Annotated in this window: 31 protein-coding genes; all 31 read right to left on the bottom strand. The window is 49.3% G+C overall.

Going from position 1 to position 21378, the window contains the following annotated elements:
• Positions 1–6 precede the first annotated feature (6 nt).
• Positions 7–627 carry a 30S ribosomal protein S4 gene (gene rpsD, locus IE064_RS12885; protein WP_133040254.1) on the bottom strand — a complete coding sequence of 207 codons (621 nt, stop codon included), beginning with the start codon at positions 625–627 and terminating at the stop codon, positions 7–9.
• Positions 628–660: 33 nt separating this feature from the next.
• Positions 661–1053: a 30S ribosomal protein S11 gene (rpsK, locus tag IE064_RS12880; protein ID WP_133040253.1), complete on the bottom strand. Its 393-nt coding sequence runs from the start codon at positions 1051–1053 to the stop codon at positions 661–663.
• A gap of 14 nt (positions 1054–1067) precedes the next feature.
• On the bottom strand, positions 1068–1424 hold the full coding sequence (gene rpsM, locus IE064_RS12875) for a 30S ribosomal protein S13 (RefSeq protein WP_133040252.1): 357 nt from the start codon (positions 1422–1424) through the stop codon (positions 1068–1070).
• A gap of 114 nt (positions 1425–1538) precedes the next feature.
• Positions 1539–1652, bottom strand: coding sequence for a 50S ribosomal protein L36 (gene rpmJ / locus IE064_RS12870; protein ID WP_088332570.1), 114 nt, complete (start codon positions 1650–1652; stop codon positions 1539–1541).
• Positions 1653–1674: 22 nt separating this feature from the next.
• Entirely contained in the window at positions 1675–3015 is a 1341-nt protein-coding gene (gene secY / locus IE064_RS12865) for a preprotein translocase subunit SecY (protein WP_133040251.1), read from the bottom strand.
• A 7-nt stretch (positions 3016–3022) separates the two neighbouring features.
• Positions 3023–3457 (bottom strand): 50S ribosomal protein L15, encoded by a 435-nt coding sequence (gene rplO / locus IE064_RS12860; RefSeq protein WP_133040250.1) that lies wholly within the window; start codon positions 3455–3457, stop codon positions 3023–3025.
• Between the two features lie 3 nt (positions 3458–3460).
• Positions 3461–3643 (bottom strand): 50S ribosomal protein L30, encoded by a 183-nt coding sequence (gene rpmD, locus IE064_RS12855; protein ID WP_101057429.1) that lies wholly within the window; start codon positions 3641–3643, stop codon positions 3461–3463.
• Positions 3644–3649: 6 nt separating this feature from the next.
• Positions 3650–4153: a 30S ribosomal protein S5 gene (gene rpsE / locus IE064_RS12850; RefSeq protein WP_133040249.1), complete on the bottom strand. Its 504-nt coding sequence runs from the start codon at positions 4151–4153 to the stop codon at positions 3650–3652.
• A gap of 12 nt (positions 4154–4165) precedes the next feature.
• Entirely contained in the window at positions 4166–4516 is a 351-nt protein-coding gene (rplR, locus tag IE064_RS12845) for a 50S ribosomal protein L18 (protein WP_133040248.1), read from the bottom strand.
• Between the two features lie 11 nt (positions 4517–4527).
• Positions 4528–5061 (bottom strand): 50S ribosomal protein L6, encoded by a 534-nt coding sequence (gene rplF / locus IE064_RS12840; protein WP_133040247.1) that lies wholly within the window; start codon positions 5059–5061, stop codon positions 4528–4530.
• A gap of 10 nt (positions 5062–5071) precedes the next feature.
• Positions 5072–5467, bottom strand: a complete 396-nt coding sequence (gene rpsH / locus IE064_RS12835) for a 30S ribosomal protein S8 (RefSeq protein ID WP_133040246.1) — start codon at positions 5465–5467, stop codon at positions 5072–5074.
• Positions 5468–5491: 24 nt separating this feature from the next.
• A complete protein-coding gene (rpsN, locus tag IE064_RS12830) occupies positions 5492–5797 on the bottom strand; it encodes a 30S ribosomal protein S14 (RefSeq protein ID WP_189618136.1) in 306 nt (101 codons plus the stop codon).
• An 11-nt stretch (positions 5798–5808) separates the two neighbouring features.
• Positions 5809–6348: a 50S ribosomal protein L5 gene (rplE, locus tag IE064_RS12825; RefSeq protein WP_133040244.1), complete on the bottom strand. Its 540-nt coding sequence runs from the start codon at positions 6346–6348 to the stop codon at positions 5809–5811.
• 12 nt (positions 6349–6360) lie between these two features.
• Complete coding sequence (gene rplX / locus IE064_RS12820) at positions 6361–6675, bottom strand: 50S ribosomal protein L24 (protein ID WP_189618135.1); 315 nt, start codon at positions 6673–6675, stop codon at positions 6361–6363.
• 11 nt (positions 6676–6686) lie between these two features.
• Positions 6687–7055, bottom strand: coding sequence for a 50S ribosomal protein L14 (gene rplN / locus IE064_RS12815; RefSeq protein WP_011715463.1), 369 nt, complete (start codon positions 7053–7055; stop codon positions 6687–6689).
• A 172-nt stretch (positions 7056–7227) separates the two neighbouring features.
• The gene (gene rpsQ / locus IE064_RS12810; protein ID WP_189618134.1) at positions 7228–7476 is read right to left on the bottom strand and encodes a 30S ribosomal protein S17; all 249 of its coding nucleotides are present in this window, start codon (positions 7474–7476) and stop codon (positions 7228–7230) included.
• Entirely contained in the window at positions 7476–7667 is a 192-nt protein-coding gene (gene rpmC, locus IE064_RS12805; protein ID WP_011758342.1) for a 50S ribosomal protein L29, read from the bottom strand. The genes rpsQ and rpmC overlap by 1 nt, the downstream gene beginning before the upstream one ends.
• A complete protein-coding gene (gene rplP, locus IE064_RS12800; protein WP_133040241.1) occupies positions 7667–8077 on the bottom strand; it encodes a 50S ribosomal protein L16 in 411 nt (136 codons plus the stop codon). The genes rpmC and rplP overlap by 1 nt, the downstream gene beginning before the upstream one ends.
• 11 nt (positions 8078–8088) lie before the next feature.
• Positions 8089–8781, bottom strand: coding sequence for a 30S ribosomal protein S3 (gene rpsC, locus IE064_RS12795; protein WP_133040240.1), 693 nt, complete (start codon positions 8779–8781; stop codon positions 8089–8091).
• A 9-nt stretch (positions 8782–8790) separates the two neighbouring features.
• A complete protein-coding gene (gene rplV / locus IE064_RS12790) occupies positions 8791–9123 on the bottom strand; it encodes a 50S ribosomal protein L22 (RefSeq protein WP_133040239.1) in 333 nt (110 codons plus the stop codon).
• A gap of 15 nt (positions 9124–9138) precedes the next feature.
• Complete coding sequence (gene rpsS, locus IE064_RS12785; RefSeq protein ID WP_011758338.1) at positions 9139–9417, bottom strand: 30S ribosomal protein S19; 279 nt, start codon at positions 9415–9417, stop codon at positions 9139–9141.
• A gap of 15 nt (positions 9418–9432) precedes the next feature.
• Complete coding sequence (gene rplB, locus IE064_RS12780; RefSeq protein ID WP_133040238.1) at positions 9433–10257, bottom strand: 50S ribosomal protein L2; 825 nt, start codon at positions 10255–10257, stop codon at positions 9433–9435.
• 16 nt (positions 10258–10273) lie between these two features.
• The gene (gene rplW / locus IE064_RS12775) at positions 10274–10576 is read right to left on the bottom strand and encodes a 50S ribosomal protein L23 (protein ID WP_133040237.1); all 303 of its coding nucleotides are present in this window, start codon (positions 10574–10576) and stop codon (positions 10274–10276) included.
• A complete protein-coding gene (rplD, locus tag IE064_RS12770) occupies positions 10573–11178 on the bottom strand; it encodes a 50S ribosomal protein L4 (protein ID WP_133040236.1) in 606 nt (201 codons plus the stop codon). Before rplD ends, rplW begins: the two co-directional genes overlap by 4 nt.
• Before the next feature lie 17 nt (positions 11179–11195).
• Positions 11196–11834: a 50S ribosomal protein L3 gene (gene rplC, locus IE064_RS12765; protein ID WP_133040235.1), complete on the bottom strand. Its 639-nt coding sequence runs from the start codon at positions 11832–11834 to the stop codon at positions 11196–11198.
• A gap of 27 nt (positions 11835–11861) precedes the next feature.
• On the bottom strand, positions 11862–12173 hold the full coding sequence (rpsJ, locus tag IE064_RS12760; protein ID WP_133040234.1) for a 30S ribosomal protein S10: 312 nt from the start codon (positions 12171–12173) through the stop codon (positions 11862–11864).
• A 388-nt stretch (positions 12174–12561) separates the two neighbouring features.
• A complete protein-coding gene (gene tuf / locus IE064_RS12755) occupies positions 12562–13746 on the bottom strand; it encodes an elongation factor Tu (RefSeq protein ID WP_133040222.1) in 1185 nt (394 codons plus the stop codon).
• 77 nt (positions 13747–13823) lie between these two features.
• Positions 13824–15920, bottom strand: a complete 2097-nt coding sequence (gene fusA / locus IE064_RS12750; RefSeq protein WP_189618133.1) for an elongation factor G — start codon at positions 15918–15920, stop codon at positions 13824–13826.
• A gap of 76 nt (positions 15921–15996) precedes the next feature.
• Positions 15997–16467, bottom strand: a complete 471-nt coding sequence (rpsG, locus tag IE064_RS12745) for a 30S ribosomal protein S7 (RefSeq protein WP_133040232.1) — start codon at positions 16465–16467, stop codon at positions 15997–15999.
• Positions 16468–16546: 79 nt separating this feature from the next.
• A complete protein-coding gene (gene rpsL / locus IE064_RS12740) occupies positions 16547–16921 on the bottom strand; it encodes a 30S ribosomal protein S12 (protein WP_133040231.1) in 375 nt (124 codons plus the stop codon).
• 176 nt (positions 16922–17097) lie between these two features.
• On the bottom strand, positions 17098–21309 hold the full coding sequence (gene rpoC, locus IE064_RS12735; protein ID WP_133040230.1) for a DNA-directed RNA polymerase subunit beta': 4212 nt from the start codon (positions 21307–21309) through the stop codon (positions 17098–17100).
• Positions 21310–21378: the final 69 nt, after the last annotated feature.

Genomic DNA, 21378 nt, shown 5'->3' with positions numbered 1-21378 from the left:
TTAGCCTTACTTAGAGTAAAGCTCGACGATCAGCTGTTCGTTAATTTCCGCAGACAAATCGCTACGTTCTGGAATGCGCTTGAAAGCACCTTCCATTTTGGCGCTGTCGACTTCAATCCAGGTAGGCTTTTCGCGTTGACCAGCCACTTCCAGAGCAGCTTTAATACGAGCTTGCTTCTGTGACTTTTCACGCACGCTTACCACATCATTCGCAGACACTTTGAATGACGGAATGTTAACAACACGACCGTTTACCATAATTGACTTATGGCTAACCAGCTGACGTGCTTCTGCACGAGTGGCACCGAACCCCATACGATAAACAACGTTATCCAAACGGGCTTCCAGAAGTTGCAACAGGTTTTCACCAGTGTTGCCTTTCAGACGTGCAGCTTCTTTGTAATAGTTACGGAACTGTTTTTCTAACACACCGTAAATACGACGAACTTTTTGTTTCTCACGCAGCTGTAAACCATAATCTGACAGACGTGGCTTACGCGCGCCGTGCTGTCCAGGTGCTGTTTCCAGCTTACACTTCGAATCGATTGCTCTCACACCGCTTTTCAGGAACAGGTCTGTACCTTCCCTACGGCTGAGCTTGAGCTTGGGACCCAAGTATCTTGCCATGATCTTTCTCCAACTTTCCTAATGAATCGCCAATTACACGCGGCGTTTTTTAGGAGGACGACAACCGTTATGAGGGATAGGCGTCACATCAGTGATGTTGGTAATTTTATAACCAACAGCGTTCAGCGCACGAATGGCTGATTCACGACCTGGACCTGGACCCTTCACGAAAACTTCAAGGTGTTTAACACCGTAATCCTGAGCAGCAGTACCTGCGCGCTCAGCAGCTACCTGAGCCGCGAATGGAGTAGATTTACGTGAACCACGGAAACCTGAACCACCTGCAGTTGCCCAAGCCAATGCATTACCTTGACGGTCTGTGATAGTAACGATTGTGTTGTTAAAAGAAGCATGGATATGAGCCATGCCATCCGCAACCTGTTTACGTACGCGCTTGCGCGGAGAACGTGACGGAACTTTAGCCATTGTCTACCTTCCCGTTACTTCTTAATTGGTTTACGTGGACCTTTGCGGGTACGCGCATTGGTCTTAGTACGTTGCCCACGAACAGGCAGGCTACGACGATGGCGAAGACCACGATAACAACCAAGGTCCATCAGACGCTTGATGTTCATAGAAACTTCGCGTCGCAAGTCACCTTCTACAGTGTATTTGGCAACTTCTTCGCGTAGGGTATCGATTTGAGCGTCGCTCAATTCCTTGATCTTTGCGTCTTCGGCAATTGAAGTAGCCGCGCAAATAGCTTTAGCGCGAGTACGACCGATACCGTAGATAGCAGTCAAAGCGATGACTGCGTGCTTCTGATCAGGAATGTTAATGCCAGCGATACGGGCCACTATGCACTCCTTAAGTTAAAGGCCATCTGTGAAAAGCCCGATAGGATACTCAACAGATGACTAATTTGCAAACAAATTTTAATGGCCAGTCGCAAATGGACTGGCCGGGTTTCATTAGCCTTGACGCTGTTTGTGTTTTGGTTCAACACAAATTACGCGAACAACGCCGTTACGCTTGACGATCTTGCAGTTACGGCAGATCTTCTTCACGGAAGCTCGAACTTTCATTTCATCACTCCGTAAAGCTATCTTAACGGCCGAAGCGATCGAAATTCGCTTTGGTCACTAGGTTAGCTTTCTTCATCACAGACTCATATTGATGAGACATCATATGGGTCTGAACCTGAGCCATGAAGTCCATGATCACAACTACCATAATCAGTAGTGAGGTACCGCCAAAATAGAACTGTACCTTCCAAGTGATTAACATGAACTCCGGAATTAAACAGATAAAGGTGATATACAACGCACCGGCCAAAGTCAGGCGGGTCATCACTTTATCAATGTAACGCGAAGTTTGTTCGCCGGGACGGATCCCTGGAATGAACGCACCGCTCTTCTTCAGGTTATCAGCTGTTTCGCGTGGATTGAAAACCAACGCGGTATAGAAGAAACAGAAGAAAATAATTGCTGCCGCGTACAACAAAGAGTACAGCGGCTGTCCAGGAGACACGGCCAGAGAGAAATCACTCAACCATGACAATGCCGGATTTTGTCCGAACCACTGAGCCAGTGTACCCGGGAACAAAATAATGCTGGACGCAAAAATTGGGGGGATAACCCCTGCCATATTCACTTTCAGAGGTAAGTGAGTAGATTGGGCAGCAAACACCTTACGGCCTTGCTGACGCTTGGCGTAGTTAACGACGATACGACGCTGACCACGTTCTACAAACACTACGAAATAAGTGACGGCAAAGACAATCACACCAATCAATAGCAATACCAATACGTTCAAGTCGCCTTGACGAGCCTGTTCAGCAGTTTGTCCGATAGCTTTTGGCAAACCAGCCACAATACCTGCAAAAATCAGGATTGAGATACCGTTCCCAATACCACGTTCAGTAATCTGTTCACCAAGCCACATCAGGAACATGGTGCCAGTGACTAAACTGATAACCGCAACAAAGTAAAATCCAAAACCTGGGTTAACGACCAGGCCGGAGACCAGGTTTGGCAACCCGGTTGCGATACCAATAGATTGGAACGTAGCCAAAACCAATGTGCCCCATCGGGTATATTGACTGATTTTCTTACGTCCTGACTCGCCTTCCTTCTTCAGTTCAGCGAGCGCTGGATGTACCACAGTCAACAACTGCATAATGATCGATGCCGAAATGTAAGGCATGATCCCTAATGCAAAAATGGACGCACGGGACAGGGCGCCACCCGAAAACATGTTGAACATGCCAAGGATGGTACCCTTCTGCTGAGCAAACAGCTCTGCCAATACAGCGGCATCAATACCAGGAATTGGCACAAAGGAACCGGCACGGAACACAATAATTGCACCAATCACGAACAGGAGGCGAGCTTTCAATTCAGAAAGTCCACCTTTCGCGCTTTTTAAATCAAGTCCTGGTTTTGCCATCGACGTATTATTCCTCGATCTTTCCACCGGCAGCTTCAATAGCTGCACGTGCACCTTTGGTAACCTTCAGACCGCGTACGGTCACTGGGCGCTCAATGGTACCTGAAAGAACAATTTTCGCAAACTGGATGTTGCGAGTAATGAGATTCGCATCTTTCAGTGCGTTCAGGTCGACAACATCACCGTTAACTTTTGCCAGTTCGCCGATGCGAACTTCAGCAGTTACCATAGCGATACGCGAGGTAAAGCCAAATTTAGGCAAACGAATTTTCAACGGCATCTGGCCGCCTTCAAATCCTGGACGAACACCGCCGCCACTGCGAGATTTCTGACCTTTATGGCCGCGACCTGCAGTCTTACCTAAACCAGAACCGATACCACGGCCTACGCGCTTGCCAGCTGGCTTAGCACCTGCTGCTGGAGATAAAGTATTCAGACGCATTGATTAGTCCTCCACCTTTACCATGTAGTAGACCTTATTGATCATACCGCGAATAGCTGGAGTATCTTCCAGTTCCACAGTGTGACCAATACGACGCAGACCGAGACCAGTCAAGGTCGCTTTGTGCTTCGGCAAACGCCCGATAGCACTTTTGGTCTGAGTTACTTTGATTGTTTTAGTAGCCATGGTGCATTACCCCCGAATTTCGTCAACATTCAGGCCACGCTTAGCTGCGATCTGAGCAGGTGACTTCATGTTCACCAGCGCATCTACAGTTGCACGAACGATGTTGATCGGGTTAGTAGAGCCGTATGCTTTTGACAGAACGTTATGAACGCCCGCCACTTCCAATACAGCACGCATCGCGCCACCGGCGATAATACCGGTACCCTCAGAAGCAGGTTGCATATATACGCGAGAACCTGAATGACGGCCTTTCACTGGATGGTGCAAGGTACCTTCATGCAGTTCAACGTTAACCATACTGCGACGGGCTTTTTCCATTGCTTTTTGAATAGCAGCTGGAACTTCGCGCGCTTTACCGTAGCCGAAGCCGATCTTACCGTTACCATCACCCACTACTGTCAGCGCGGTAAAACTGAAGATACGACCACCTTTAACTACTTTAGAAACACGATTGACTGCAATCAGCTTTTCTTGCAGATCGTCTTTCTGCTGAGTTTCTACTTTAGCCATTGTGTAAACCCCTTAGAACTGGAGGCCAGCTTCACGAGCGGCTTCTGCTAAAGCAGCAACACGGCCGTGATACTTGAAACCAGAACGATCGAAAGCCACAACAGTGACCCCTTTCTCGATCGCGCGTTCAGCAATAGCTTTGCCTACTGCCTTTGCCGCATCTACGTTGCCGGTATATTTCAGCTGCTCTTTTACCGCACTTTCAGCAGTAGATGCAGCAGCAACCACCTGAGCTTCAGGGTTGATTACCTGAGCGTAAATGTGACGCGGTGTACGATGTACAACCAGACGGTTAACGCCCAGCTCTTGGATCTTCTTGCGGGTGCGAGTGGCACGACGCAAGCGAGAAGTTTTCTTATCCATATCGCGTTACCTTACTTCTTCTTAGCCTCTTTACGGCGTACGTTTTCGTCATCGTAGCGAACACCCTTGCCCTTATAAGGCTCTGGTGGACGATAACCACGAATTTCAGCCGCAACCTGACCTACCAGTTCTTTGTCGATACTTTTCAGTACGATGTCAGTCTGGCTTGGGCATTCAGCTGTAACGCCTGCTGGCAATTTGTGAACCAGTGGATGAGAGAAACCTAACGTCAGGTCCAGGTCACCACCAGTGACTTTGGCACGATAACCTACACCAACCAGTTTCAGTTTCTTTTCAAAACCTTGAGTTACACCAACAACCATGTTGTTAACCAAGGCACGAGCTGTACCAGCTTGAGCCCAAGCGTTTACGTGACCTTCAACAGGACCAAAAGTTACATGGCCATTGTCAACGGTTACTTTAACAGCGCTGTTGATTACTCGAGTCAGACTGCCTTTACCGCCTTTCACGGTAATGCTGTGATCTTTTAAAGTCACCTCTACGCCGGCAGGAATAGAGACTGGTGCTTTTGCTACACGAGACATTCCTAGCTCCTTATGCTACGTAGCAGATAACCTCACCACCCATGCCTGCGAGGCGGGCGGCACGATCAGTCATCAGGCCTTTAGAAGTGGACACAATTGCGACACCCAGTCCGCCCATCACTTTTGGCAGTTCGTCTTTACCTTTGTAAATACGAAGACCAGGACGGCTTACGCGCTGGATAGTCTCAACAACGGGTTTGCCCTGGAAATACTTCAAAGTAACTTCCAGTTCAGGCTTATTGCCTTCGTCTGCTACGGCGTAGTCAGTGATATAACCTTCTTCCTTCAGCACTTTTGCAATCGCAACTTTGAGCTTAGCGGAAGGCATCTTCACAGATACTTTGTTAGCAGCTTGGCCGTTACGGATACGGGTTAACATATCCGCAATAGGATCTTGCATGCTCATATTAGCTTACTCCGTGACAAGGGCTTACCAGCTGGCCTTACGCAGACCAGGAACTTCACCGCGCATGGTGGCTTCACGCAACTTGATACGGCTCAGGCCGAACTTGCGCAGGTAACCATGTGGGCGACCAGTTTGATTACAGCGATTGCGTTGACGCGATGCGCTGGAATCACGTGGTAAAGCTTGCAGCTTCAGGACAGCATCCCAACGCTCTTCATCAGAAGTAGCAGGGCTTGCGATCAGAACCTTCAGCGCTGCACGCTTTTCAGCGTACTTGGCCACGAGTTTGGCACGCTTTACTTCACGTGCTTTCATTGATTGTTTTGCCATTACGCTACCCCTTATTTCTTGAATGGGAAGTTAAAAGCGTTCAACAAAGCGCGACCTTCTTCATCAGAGTTCGCTGTGGTAGTGATAACAATATCCATACCGCGAATTTTATCGATTTTATCGTAATCGATTTCTGGGAAGATGATCTGCTCACGTACGCCCATAGCGTAGTTGCCGCGACCGTCAAATGACTTTGAGCTCAGACCACGGAAGTCACGAATACGAGGAATAGCGATATCAATCAATCGCTCAAGGAATTCCCACATACGTTCACCGCGCAGGGTCACTTTACAACCAATAGGGTAGCCTTCACGGATTTTGAAGCCAGCAACTGATTTACGAGCAACAGTTACAACAGGCTTTTGACCGGCAATAGCAGTCATGTCACGAACAGCACTTTCCATGACTTTTTTATCAGCAACTGCTTCGCCTACACCCATGTTTAGGGTGATTTTCTCAATCCGAGGGACTTGCATGACACTGGAATAACCGAACTTCTTGGTCAGTTCAGCGACAACAGTCTCTTTATATTTATCATGCAGTTTCGCCATCGTTTACTCCGATTACTTAACGAGTTCACTGTTCGATTTAAAGAAACGGACTTTTTTGCCGTCTTCAAACCGGAAACCAACACGATCTCCCTTGCCAGTAGCAGGGTTAAAGATCGCAACATTAGATGCTTGAATCGGCGATTCTTTTTCAACAATACCACCAGTAACGCCTAACTGTGGGTTAGGTTTCTGATGTTTCTTGATGACGTTAACGCCTTCAACAATCAACTTGCCAGTAGGCAGAACTTGGGTAACTTTACCGCGCTTACCCTTATCTTTACCGGCCAGTACGACTACTTCGTCTTCACGACGGATTTTTGCTGCCATTTTGAAGCTCCTTACAGTACTTCTGGTGCCAGCGACACAATCTTCATGAATTGCTCGGAGCGCAGTTCACGTGTCACAGGTCCAAAGATACGAGTACCAATCGGCTGCAGGTTGTTGTTCAAAAGAACCGCTGCATTCCGATCGAAGCGAATGACAGAACCGTCTGGACGACGTACGCCTTTCTTAGTACGGACTACCACCGCGTTATACACATCACCTTTCTTCGCTTTAGCGCGAGGAATCGCTTCCTTTACGGAAACTTTGATGATGTCGCCGATACCGGCATAACGACGATGAGAGCCACCCAAGACCTTAATACACTGAACTCTGCGAGCGCCGCTGTTACATGCGACATCCAGAGTCGATTGCATTTGGATCATTTTAAGTGCTCCGCTATCGTTACATCACATCCCCACCATGGGGTTATTTTCACCACTTTCGGCGACGAATCGCTCAAAAAGGGCGCGCAAGTATAACACCCTTGACCAGAGATGGATAGTACTAAAATACAAACGGCCCCGGATGGGGCCGTTTACTTTCACCTAAGAAACCTTAGGCCTTGCTCACTACTTCAACCAGCGTCCAAGACTTAGTCTTAGACAGCGGACGACATTCACGAATTGTGACGATATCGCCTTCATTGCACTGGTTGGTTTCGTCATGTGCATGGATCTTAGTAGTACGTTTTACGTACTTACCGTAGATTGGGTGTTTTACCTGACGCTCAACGGCAACAGTAATGGATTTGTCCATTTTGTTGCTGGTTACTTTACCCTGCAAAGTACGGATGCTCTCAGACATTATGCACCTGCCTTAGAAGTAATAATGGTCTTAACGCGCGCAATGTTACGGCGCACTTGCTTCAGCTGGTGAGTTTGCGCCAGCTGGCCAGTGGCGTGTTGCATACGCAGGTTAAACTGCTCACGCAGCAGACCAAGTAGTTCAGCGTTCAATTCTTCAACGCTTTTTTCTCTCAGTTCGCTCGCTTTCATTACATCACCGTCTTAGTTACGAAGGTTGTCTTGATAGGCAACTTGGCAGCGGCCAATGCGAAAGCTTCGCGGGCCAACTCTTCCGGAACGCCACCGATCTCATAGAGAACCTTACCTGGCTGAATCTGGCATACCCAGTATTCAACGTTACCCTTACCTTTACCCATACGCACTTCAAGAGGCTTAGAGGTAATAGGTTTGTCAGGAAAAACCCGGATCCAGATTTGACCCTGACGCTTAACAGCACGAGTCATAGCTCGACGCGCGGCTTCAATCTGACGGGCAGTCAAACGACCACGACCGACAGCTTTCAAGCCGAAAGAACCGAAGCTAACGTCGGTGCCGTTCGCTAGGCCGCGGTTACGGCCTTTAAACATTTTGCGAAACTTAGTACGTTTAGGTTGCAGCATTACCGGCTCTCCTATTTACCACGAGGTTTGCGCTTAGGTTGCTGCTTCGGTTCCTCTACTGTCTGAGGTACGATGCCATCCAGAACTTCACCTTTGAAGACCCAGACTTTCACACCGATCACACCATAAGTGGTGTGACTTTCAGAAGTAGCGTAATCGATATCAGCACGCAGTGTATGCAAAGGTACGCGACCTTCACGATACCACTCAGAACGCGCAATCTCAGCGCCGCCCAAACGGCCGCTAACTTCAACTTTGATACCTTTAGCGCCCAGACGCATGGCGTTCTGTACCGCACGCTTCATTGCGCGACGGAACATAACACGGCGTTCCAGCTGCTGAGCAATAGAGTCAGCAACCAGTTTAGCGTCCAGTTCAGGCTTACGGATCTCAGCGATGTTAATCTGCGCTGGTGCACCGGCAATTTTGGCAACTTCGGCGCGCAACACTTCAACGTCTTCACCCTTCTTACCAATCACAACGCCTGGACGGGCGGTGTGAATAGTAACGCGGATGCTTTTCGCTGGGCGTTCAATAACAATCTTGGATACTGATGCGGCTTTCAGCTTCTCTTCGAGAAACTTACGCACTTCCCAGTCGCCGTGCAGATTGGCTGCATAGTCAGCCTTATCAGCATACCAGGTAGAGATCCAAGGCTTAGTGATACCCAAACGGATACCATTAGGATGTACTTTCTGTCCCATTGCTCTCTCCTAGCGGTCTGATACAACCACAGTAATGTGGCTGGTACGCTTCATGATACGATCAGCGCGGCCTTTGGCACGTGGCATGATACGTTTCATTGTTGGACCTTCGTCAACAAATACCTTACCGACTTTCAATTCGTCGATATCGGCACCTTCGTTGTGCTCGGCGTTAGCAATGGCAGAATCCAATACTTTCTTGACCAGTACGGCAGCTTTCTTTGGACTGAAGGTCAGAACTTCCAACGCTTTTGCCACTGGCAAACCGCGGATCTGATCTGCAACCAAGCGAGCTTTTTGAGGCGACGTACGGGCAAAGCGATGTTTAGCTAAAACTTCCATCTTATTCCTCCCGTATTAACGCTTCTTCGCTTTCTTATCTGCAGCATGACCGCGATAAGTGCGAGTTGGTGAGAACTCACCAAGTTTGTGGCCGATCATTTCGTCAGTTACGAACACTGGTACGTGCTGACGACCATTATGGACAGCGATGGTCAACCCAATCATTTGTGGGATGATCATAGAGCGGCGAGACCAAGTCTTGATAGGCTTTTTGTCACCCGCTTCCACCGCTTTCTCTACCTTCTTCAGCAAGTGCAGGTCGATAAATGGACCTTTCTTGAGAGAACGTGGCATGGCGAATCCTCTTAATTACTTGTTACGACGACGTACGATGTACTTGTCAGTGCGTTTGTTGTTGCGGGTCTTGTAGCCCTTGGTTGGTACGCCCCATGGAGTCACTGGGTGACGACCACCAGAAGTACGACCTTCACCACCACCGTGTGGATGGTCAACAGGGTTCATTGCAACACCACGTACAGTAGGACGCACGCCCAGCCAGCGCTTGGCACCAGCTTTACCCAGCTGACGCAGCATATGTTCTGCGTTGCCGACTTCACCCAGAGTGGCTCGGCACTCTACAGGTACTTTACGCATTTCGCCTGAACGCAGACGTAAGGTTGCATAAGCACCATCACGGGCAACAACCTGAGCATAAGCACCGGCAGAACGCGCCAACTGAGCACCTTTACCAGGTTTCATCTCAACCGCGTGAACCACGCTACCAACTGGAATGTTAACCAGCGGTAATGCATTACCTGGTTTGATATCAGCAGCGGCACCAGAGACAACTTTGTCACCAGCCTGCATACCTTTAGCAGCCAGAATGTAACGACGTTCACCGTCAGCATACAGCACCAGCGCGATGTTAGCGGTGCGGTTAGGATCGTATTCCAGACGTTCTACTTTCCCAACGATACCATCTTTGTCGCGTTTAAAGTCGATCAGACGATAGTGCTGCTTATGACCACCACCGATATGACGGGTAGTGATGCGACCAGTGTTGTTACGACCACCGGTTTTAGATTTTTTAGCCAGCAGGCCAGCAAAAGGTTTGCCTTTGTGCAGGTCACTGTTAACAACCTTAACAACGCCACGACGGCCTGGAGAGGTTGGCTTACACTTAACAATTGCCATTTAAATTCTCCTTTGCTTACTCAGCGCCGCCGAGGAAATCGATATCAGCGCCCTCAGCCAGAGTCACATAGGCTTTTTTCCAGTCGCTGCGGCGACCAGTACGGGCCCCGTGACGCTTGGTTTTACCTTTGTTGACCAGAGTGCGAACACCATCAACCTTAACTTCAAATAGTTTTTCTACAGCAGCTTTGATTTCAGCTTTAGTGGCACTCAGAGCTACACGGAAAACTACCGTGTTGTTCTTCTCGGCAACAACAGTACTCTTTTCAGAGACATGTGGAGCCAGAATCACTTTCAGAATACGTTCTTCGCGGATCATGCCAGCATCTCCTCGATTTGCTTCACAGCATCAGCGGTGACAAGCACTTTGTCGAATGCGATCAGGCTTACTGGATCAATACCGGCTACGTCACGAACGTCAACCTTGTACAGGTTGCGGGCAGCCAGGAACAGGTTTTCGTCAACTTCTGGAGTGACGATCAACACATCTTCCAGTTGCATTTCTTTCAGTTTGGCTTTCAGCTCTTTAGTTTTAGGAGCTTCTACACCGAACTTCTCAACCACAATCAGACGTTCCTGACGTACCAGTTCAGACAGGATGCTCTTCAGAGCGCCACGATACATCTTCTTGTTAACTTTCTGACCATGATCTTGAGTTTTAGCAGCGAATGTTACGCCACCGCCACGCCAAATCGGGCTTTTCACGTCGCCTGAACGGGCACGACCAGTGCCTTTCTGACGCCATGGTTTCTTAGCTGTGCCGTGAACTTCAGCGCGGGTCTTTTGACCACGAGTGCCCTGACGTGCGTTAGCGGCATATGCTACAACTACCTGATGAACCAGTGCTTCATTAAAGTCACGGCCGAAGGTAGTTTCGGAAACTTCAAGAGCGCTCTGCGCGTCTTTCAATACCAATTCCATTACTATCTCCTCAGACCTTAAGCTTTAACAGCAGGCTTGATGATCAGATCACCGTTGGCAGCGCCTGGAACAGCGCCTTTCACCAGCAGCAGATTACGCTCAACATCTACACGTACTACGTCCAGATTCTGAGTGGTCACGCGCTCGTCGCCCATGTGGCCTGACATTTTCTTGCCTTTGAATACACGACCGGGAGTCTGGTTCTGACCGATAGAACCGTTAGCGCGGTGTGACAAAGAGTTACCATGAGTCATGTCTTGGGTACGGAAATTCCAGCGTTTAACACCGCCCTGGAAACCTTTACCTTTTGACTGACCAGTAACATCTACTTTCGCTACGTCAGCGAAGATTTCTACTTTCAGCTCAGCACCAACTTCAATGCCTTCGCCTTCACCATCTGCCAGACGCATTTCCCACAAACCACGGCCGGCTTCAACGCCTGCCTTGGCAAAGTGGCCAGCTTCTGGTTTAGTGACGCGATTGGCTTTCTTGGCACCAGTAGTAACTTGAAGTGCGCGGTAACCGTCGTTTTCCAGAGTTTTCACCTGGGTCACTCGGTTGGCTTCTACTTCGATTACAGTAACAGGGATAGACGCGCCATCTTCAGTGAAGATGCGGGTCATGCCCACTTTACGACCAATAAGACCGATAGCCATCTCTCAAACCTCTTCTAAGGATCTCAATTAACCCAAGCTAATCTGAACGTCGACACCGGCGGCCAGATCCAGACGCATCAGCGCGTCAACGGTCTTATCAGTAGGCTCAACGATATCAACCAAACGCTTGTGAGTACGGATTTCGTATTGGTCACGAGCATCTTTATTAACGTGCGGAGAGATCAAAACGGTATAACGCTCTTTGCGCGTCGGCAGTGGGATAGGACCACGTACCTGGGCACCAGTGCGTTTAGCAGTTTCAACGATTTCCGCGGTGGACTGATCAATCAAACGATGATCAAACCCTTTTAAGCGGATACGGATTCTTTGGTTCTGCATTGACCAGAGCTCCTAAAATGGACATATAAAAAATCACCCTCTAGCCATTTTCCTTTAGGAAAAGACAGAGTGAGATGATTTAACCGTTCGACTCCCAATCGGAGTCGTTTTGAGTAATTTAAGTCAACCGACCAAACTACTTAACGCCTAAGCAATTAAGCGAGCGGCTATTATACCGATCCAGTTAAGGATTACAAGGCCGCTGGCGACGTAATCGACAGACATAGCTGTCAAAAATTGAACGGTATTATACAGAGATTTCTGTTAATGACCAGTACTTAATTACGGCGCGTTTACTTAATGCATTGATAGTGTTTATTCTGCTTTCATTGTTTCCAGACCAAAAAAAAGGAAGCCGAAGCTTCCTTTTACATCCATCTCGACCTGATTAGGCGATGATCTTCGCTACCACGCCGGCGCCTACTGTACGGCCACCTTCACGGATCGCAAAACGCAGACCTTCATCCATCGCGATTGGGCAGATCAACGTCACAACCATCTTGATGTTGTCGCCTGGCATTACCATTTCTACGCCTTCTGGCAGTTCGATGGTACCGGTCACGTCAGTTGTACGGAAGTAGAACTGTGGACGGTAGCCTTTGAAGAAAGGAGTATGACGACCACCTTCTTCTTTTGACAGTACGTACACTTCTGATTCGAACTTGGTGTGTGGAGTGATTGTGCCTGGTTTTGCCAGTACTTGACCACGTTCCACTTCATCACGTTTAGTACCACGCAGCAGTACACCTACGTTTTCACCAGCACGGCCTTCGTCCAGCAGTTTGCGGAACATTTCAACACCAGTACAGGTGGTCTTAGTGGTGTCGTGGATACCCACGATTTCGACTTCGTCACCTACACGGATGATACCGCGTTCTACACGACCTGTTACTACTGTACCACGACCGGAGATTGAGAATACGTCTTCGATTGGTAGCAGGAATGGGTGGTCGATGTCACGTACTGGTTCTGGGATGTAAGTATCCAGGGCTTCTGCCAGTTCGATGATCTTCGCTTCCCATTCTGGTTCGCCTTCCAGTGCTTTCAGGGCTGAACCCTGAATAACTGGCAGGTCATCGCCTGGGAAGTCGTATTCTGACAACAGTTCACGCACTTCCATTTCAACCAGTTCCAGCAGCTCTTCATCATCTACCATGTCACATTTGTTCATGAATACGATGATGTAAGGTACGCCTACCTGACGAGACAGCAGGATGTGTTCGCGAGTCTGTGGCATTGGGCCGTCAGTCGCAGCCACTACCAGGATCGCGCCGTCCATCTGCGCGGCACCGGTGATCATGTTTTTGACATAGTCAGCGTGCCCTGGGCAGTCTACGTGCGCGTAGTGACGAGTTGGTGTGTCGTACTCTACGTGAGAGGTGTTGATGGTAATACCACGTTCACGCTCTTCTGGGGCGTTATCGATTGCCGCGAAATCTTTTGCTTCACCGCCGTAAGTCTTGGCCAATACAGTTGTGATAGCTGCAGTCAGAGTGGTTTTACCATGGTCAACGTGGCCAATGGTACCCACGTTTACGTGGGGTTTACTACGTTCAAATTTAGCTTTAGACACGATATATTCCTTTGTTTCAGATGTGTCAGGCTGTGCCCGACACAATCAATCAAAATAACAGTTATGCCGTTCCTAAATCAGGTACGAGCTTCGATAACTGCCTTAGCAACATTTTGCGGCGCTTCCGCATACTTCAGGAACTCCATGGAGTATGAAGCACGGCCTTGAGTGGCAGAACGCAAATCTGTCGCATAACCAAACATTTCAGCCAGAGGCACTACGGCACGGATAATCTTGATGCCGGCTACGCCATCGTCCATCCCTTCAATGAGACCACGACGACGATTAAGGTCACCGACAACATCACCCATATAATCTTCGGGTGTAGTGACTTCGACCTTCATGCAAGGCTCGAGCAACACCGGGTTTGCCAGCAGCGCGCCCTTCTTGAAGCCCATAGAACCTGCAACCTTGAACGCCATCTCGTTCGAGTCCACTTCATGGTACGAACCATCGAACAGCGTGACTTTCACATCCAAGACAGGGAATCCGGCCAGAACACCATTTTTCATCTGTTCTTGGATACCTTTGTCAACAGCAGGGATGTATTCCTTAGGAACCACACCACCCACAATACCGTTGACAAACTGATAACCGGCGCCCTCTTCGAGAGGCTCCAGTTTCAACCAGACATGACCAAACTGTCCACGGCCACCCGACTGACGTACAAACTTACCTTCTGCTTCCACTGATCCGCGGATAGTTTCACGGTAAGCTACCTGAGGTTTACCAACGTTGCATTCAACGCTGAACTCACGGCGCATACGATCAATGATAATGTCCAGGTGCAATTCACCCATCCCTGAGATCAGAGTCTGACCCGACTCTTCATCAGTTTCAACCCGGAAGGAAGGGTCTTCCATTGCCAGCTTCTGCAAAGCAATGCCCATCTTTTCCTGGTCAGCTTTCGAACGTGGTTCGACAGCGATAGTAATTACCGGATCAGGAAAATCCATGCGTTCTAGGATCACTTTATGATCAGGATCGCACAGAGTATCACCAGTAGTTACTTCTTTCAGGCCGATAGCCGCCGCGATATCACCGGCGCGAACCTCTTTAATCTCGTTACGGTCATTGGCGTGCATCTGTACAATACGGCCAATGCGCTCACGCTTCTCTTTAACACTGTTATACACGGCATCGCCGGATTCCAGTACCCCGGAGTACACGCGGATAAAGGTGAGTGTTCCGACAAATGGATCTGTTGCAATCTTAAATGCCAAAGCGGCAAATGGCGCTTTGTCATCAGATGCACGTTCAACCTCTTTGTCGTAATCGTCATGACCCTTAATCGGCGGCACGTCGTTAGGCGCAGGTAAATATTCAATAACAGCATCAAGCACTGCCTGTACGCCTTTATTTTTAAAGGCACTACCGCAGGTCGCCAACACAATCTCATTGTTAATGGTGCGTTGACGCAGCGCTTGCTTGATCTCTTCTTCGGAGAGGTCACCCTCTTCGAGATATTTATCCATCAACTCATCGGAGGCTTCTGCAGCACTTTCCACTAGATACTCGCGCATCTCAGTAGCTTTAGCGAGCAGATCTGCCGGGATCTCTTCATGGGTGAAGGTCATCCCCTGGTCCGCTTCATTCCAGTTGATTGCCTTCATTTTGATCAGGTCAATCACCCCGGTGAAGTTTTCTTCAGCCCCAATATTCAGTTGAATGGGAACACAGGTAGCGCCGAGACGATTGCGGATCTGTTTGACCACCCGATCAAAGTCCGCACCCGCACGGTCCATCTTGTTGACAAACACCAGACGGGGAACGTGATACTTGTCAGCCTGACGCCATACGGTTTCAGACTGAGGCTCCACACCAGAAGCCCCACAAAATACCACGACCGCACCATCCAGTACGCGCAACGAACGCTCTACTTCAATGGTAAAATCAACGTGACCTGGGGTATCAATGATATTGATGCGATGCTGCTCAAACTGGGCATCCATACCACGCCAGAATGTCGTCACTGCCGCAGAAGTAATAGTAATGCCACGTTCCTGCTCCTGGACCATCCAGTCAGTCGTCGCTGCACCATCATGTACTTCGCCGATCTTATGTGACAAACCGGTGTAGAACAGAATACGTTCAGTTGTAGTTGTTTTGCCTGCATCAACGTGAGCACAAATACCGATGTTGCGATAACGCTCTATAGGAGTTGTACGAGCCACGATTTATACCCTCTCTACCGGAACCGAAGTCCCGGTGTTGCCAGAGAATGCGCGGAACAATATTCCGCGCAAGATATTACCAACGGTAATGAGCAAAGGCTTTGTTGGCTTCTGCCATACGATGCACGTCTTCGCGCTTCTTAACGGCAGCACCTTTGTTTTCGGATGCATCCAGCATTTCGCCAGCTAGACGCAGAGCCATAGATTTTTCACCACGTTTACGTGCAGCTTCAACCAACCAGCGCATCGCCAGAGCGTTACGACGTACTGGACGAACTTCACATGGTACCTGGTAAGTAGAACCACCGACGCGACGAGATTTAACTTCGACGGCTGGGCGGACGTTATCCAGGGCTGCTTCTAAAAGTACCAGATGGTTTTCGCCTTTTTTCTCAGCGATAACATCTAATGCTTTGTAGATAATCTTTTCGGCAGTTGATTTTTTGCCGTCTTGCATAATGACGTTGATGAACTTCGCCAGCAACTCACTATTAAATTTTGGATCAGGCAGAATTTTGCGCTGACCGACTACACGACGTCTTGGCATGATATGTCTCCGTATACTTCAGGTTTTTCCAAAACCATAAAATGATTAAAAAAGCTTGGCCTTACTTAACGGCATACCATTAAGACTTAGGACGCTTGGCTCCGTACTTAGAACGCCCTTGACGACGAGCGCTGATACCAGCACAGTCCAGAGCGCCACGTACAGTGTGGTAACGAACACCAGGCAGGTCCTTAACACGACCACCACGGATCAAAATTACACTGTGTTCCTGCAGGTTGTGGCCTTCACCGCCGATGTATGAAGTTACTTCAAAACCGTTGGTCAAACGCACACGCGCTACTTTACGTAGTGCAGAGTTTGGTTTTTTAGGTGTAGTGGTGTACACACGGGTACAAACACCACGTTTTTGTGGGCACGCATTCAACGCTGGTACCGCAGTCTTTTCGACTTTGGGTGCGCGAGGCTTACGTACCAACTGGTTTACAGTTGCCATGTATAGCTCCGATTTAGTTGATTTACTCAACGTATGGGTGTGAAAAATCTATATCCCACAAAAGTGGGACGCGAAATTTTAGAAAGGTCGAGGCCGACTGTCAAGAAATAGCCAATCATGTACGACTTTTCATCAAAAAAGGCACCCGAAGGTGCCTTTTTGTCTCGGTTTTTCGATTATTCCTGACTACCTGCTAGGTTCAGCAGGTCGGCTAGGTTCTGTTCAGCTTCACTGGCAGTGATGCCAGGGGCTTCCTGAGCCACCTCACCTTTGTGGTGAACTCGGCTCTTATGGTACGCATAACCGGTACCGGCCGGGATCAAACGACCCACAATAACGTTTTCCTTCAGACCACGCAGGTTATCTGACTTACCGCCAACGGCAGCTTCAGTCAGCACGCGCGTAGTTTCCTGGAACGACGCTGCAGAGATAAAGGACTCGGTTGCCAGAGAGGCTTTGGTAATACCTAGCAGCTCACGTTCGAACTTGGCTGGGCGTTTACCTTCAGCTTCCAGATCACGATTAATCAATTTAACGCGGGAAACTTCTGCCTGTTCGCCAACCAGCAGATCAGAGTCACCAGCTTCAGTGATAATGCACTTACGCAACATCTGACGGATGATGACCTCGATATGCTTATCGTTAATCTTCACACCCTGCAGACGGTAAACATCCTGCACTTCATTGACGATGTAATTGGCTACATTGTGAATACCACGTAAACGCAGAATGTCGTGAGCCGATTCTGGACCATCAGCAATAACTTCGCCGCGTTCTACCTTTTCACCTTCGAACACGTTGAGGTTACGCCACTTAGGAATCATCTCTTCGTATGCATCACCGCCTTCAGCAGGGGTGATCACCAGACGACGTTTGCCTTTGGTTTCCTTACCGAATGAGATAGTACCGCTGATCTCTGCCAGAATTGCAGGTTCTTTCGGCTTACGCGCTTCGAACAAGTCAGCAACACGTGGCAGACCACCGGTGATATCACGGGTCTTGGAAGATTCTTGTGGAATACGCGCCAGCGCATCACCCACGTTAATCTTGGCATTATCGTCCAGACTGACAATCGCGTGTCCAGGCAGGAAGTACTGCGCAGGCACGTCTGTTCCAGGAATGGTCAGATCATGGCCTTTGTCATCTACCAGACGTACCGCAGGACGCATGTCCTTACCGGCAGATGGACGTTGTGCTACATCCATGACCACGATAGATGACAAACCTGTCAGTTCGTCGGTCTGACGCTGGATGGTGACACCGTCAATCATGTCCACAAACTGCACATTACCTTCCACTTCAGTGATGATGGGGTGAGTATGTGGATCCCAGTTTGCAATGATCTGGCCCGGTTCAATGGCAGCGCCTTCCTGTTTTTCCAGGATAGTACCGTAAGGCACTTTATAGCGCTCTTTCTCACGGCCCAGGTCATCAACGATGGCCAGTTCAGAAGAACGAGAGACGATAACCAGTTTACCTTCAGTATTCACAACGTGTTTAGCGTTGTGCAGTTTCAGCGTACCGGCATTTTTGGTCTGGACGTTGTTTTCTGCAGAAGCTCTGGATGCCGCACCACCGATGTGGAACGTACGCATCGTCAGCTGTGTACCAGGTTCACCGATGGATTGCGCGGCAACCACACCGATAGCTTCACCTTGGTTGATGATATGACCACGGGCCAAATCACGACCGTAGCAGTGAGCACAAACACCAAAATCGGTATCACAGGTGATAACAGAGCGCACTTTCACTTCGTCAACACTGGCTTCTTCCAGCTTCTTACACCAGGCTTCGTCCAGCAGTGTATTACGTGGTGCCAGTACTTCTTCAGTGCCTGGATAGTAAACATCTTCAGCTACCACACGGCCCAGTACGCGCTCACGCAATGGTTCAACCACGTCACCACCTTCGATCAGCGGTTTCATGATCAGACCTTCGTGAGTACCACAATCGTCTTCAATCACCACCAAATCTTGGGCGACGTCAACCAAGCGACGTGTCAGGTAACCGGAGTTCGCTGTTTTCAGTGCGGTATCCGCCAGACCTTTACGCGCACCGTGAGTGGAGATGAAGTACTGCAGTACGTTCAGACCTTCACGGAAGTTCGCCACAATTGGCGTCTCGATGATGGAGCCATCAGGCTTAGCCATCAGACCACGCATACCCGCCAACTGACGGATCTGCGCGGCACTACCACGCGCACCTGAGTCGGCCATCATATAGATGCTGTTGAAAGACGCCTGCTCTTCCTCTTCACCGTTACGGTTGATAACGGTTTCGGTTGACAGGTTCTTCATCATCGCCTTGGACACTTTTTCGTTACAGCTGGCCCAAATGTCGATGACTTTGTTATAGCGTTCACCGGCAGTTACCAGACCTGACTGGAACTGTTCCTGGATTTCCAGCACTTCCGCTTCGGCTTCAGCAACCAGCTTGGCCTTTTCCTGTGGGATCTGCATATCATTGATGCCCACGGAAGACCCGGAAATTGTCGCATAGCGATAACCGGTGTACATCAGTTGGTCAGCGAAGATAACAGTTTCTTTCAGACCCAGACGGCGATAACAGATGTTCAGTAACTTAGCGATCTGCTTCTTGCCCATGTTCTGGTTAACCACTTCAAATGGCAGACCAGCAGGCAGAATAGTTGACAGCAGAGCACGGCCAACAGTGGTATCCACAATACGACGAACTGGCTTTTTCTGGCCATTTTCATCAATTTGAGTCTCAGTGATACGCACTTTTACGCGGGCATGTAATTCTGCAACACCAGTACGGTAAGCTTTTTCTGCTTCCGCGACATTGGCAAACGCCATGCCTTCACCTTTACCATTCACGCGCTCACGGCTCATGTAGTAAAGACCCAACACCACGTCCTGCGATGGCACGATAATAGGCTCACCGTTAGCTGGGGACAGAATGTTGTTGGTAGACATCATCAGCGCACGAGCTTCCAACTGAGCTTCCAGTGTCAGCGGTACGTGTACCGCCATCTGGTCACCGTCGAAGTCGGCGTTGAATGCAGTACAAACAAGCGGATGCAGGCGAATGGCTTTACCTTCAATCAACACGGGTTCGAACGCCTGGATACCCAGACGGTGCAGTGTTGGCGCACGGTTCAGCATCACGGGATGTTCACGGATCACTTCATCCAGTACGTCCCAAACTTCCGGTACTTCGCGCTCTACCATCTTCTTGGCTGCTTTGATGGTAGTGGCTAAGCCGCGGGCTTCCAGCTTGCCGTAAATGAATGGCTTGAACAGTTCCAACGCCATTTTCTTCGGCAGACCGCACTGATGCAGACGCAAAGTTGGGCCAACGGTAATAACCGAACGGCCAGAGTAATCTACACGTTTACCCAGCAGGTTCTGACGGAAACGCCCCTGCTTACCTTTGATCATGTCGGCCAGCGATTTCAGCGGACGCTTGTTAGAGCCGGTGATAGCACGACCACGACGACCGTTATCCAGCAGCGCATCTACAGATTCCTGCAGCATACGTTTTTCGTTGCGCACGATGATATCTGGCGCAGCTAAGTCCAGCAGACGCTTGAGACGGTTGTTACGGTTGATCACGCGGCGATACAGATCGTTCAAATCTGAAGTGGCGAAACGACCACCATCCAATGGCACCAACGGACGCAGATCCGGCGGCAGCACGGGCAACACTTTGAGGATCATCCACTCAGGTTTGTTACCTGAAGTGTAGAAAGCTTCCATCAGTTTCAGACGTTTAGTCACTTTCTTGCGACGAGTTTCTGAATTAATTGATGGCAGTTCTTCACGCATCTCACCGATCTCTTTTTCGAGATCGATGGCACGCAGCAGTTCCAGTACCGCTTCGGCGCCCATCTTGGCTTCGAATTCGTCACCGTATTCTTCCAGTGAATCCAGATAGTTCTCTTCGGTCAGCATCTGGCCGCGTTCCAAGCTGGTCATGCCAGGCTCGATCACGACATAAGATTCAAAATACAGTACTCGTTCGATATCGCGCAGGGTCATGTCCAGCATCAGGCCGATACGGCTTGGCAGGGATTTCAAGAACCAGATGTGCGCAACGGGTGAAGCCAACTCAATATGACCCATACGTTCACGACGTACTTTGGTCTGAGTAACTTCAACACCACATTTTTCACAGATTACACCGCGATGCTTCAGGCGTTTGTACTTACCGCACAAACATTCGTAATCTTTGACGGGGCCAAAGATACGCGCACAGAACAGACCTTCACGCTCAGGCTTAAAGGTACGGTAGTTGATGGTTTCCGGCTTCTTGACTTCGCCATACGACCAGGAACGGATCAAGTCAGGCGACGCGAGGCCGATCTTGATGCCTTCAAACTCTTCGGTCTTACTTTGCTGTTTCAGAAACTTTAATAAGTCTTTCACGTTTCTCTCCTGAAGGAGTTAAACCGGGTGCCCCGCCAAACAGCGAGGCACCAATTTCTAGCCAAACAC

Origin of the sequence: Shewanella fodinae (assembly GCF_014651955.1) — a bacterium.
In the GTDB taxonomy this organism is placed as follows: domain Bacteria; phylum Pseudomonadota; class Gammaproteobacteria; order Enterobacterales; family Shewanellaceae; genus Shewanella; species Shewanella fodinae.
This window is presented reverse-complemented; position numbering and strand designations above follow the sequence as displayed.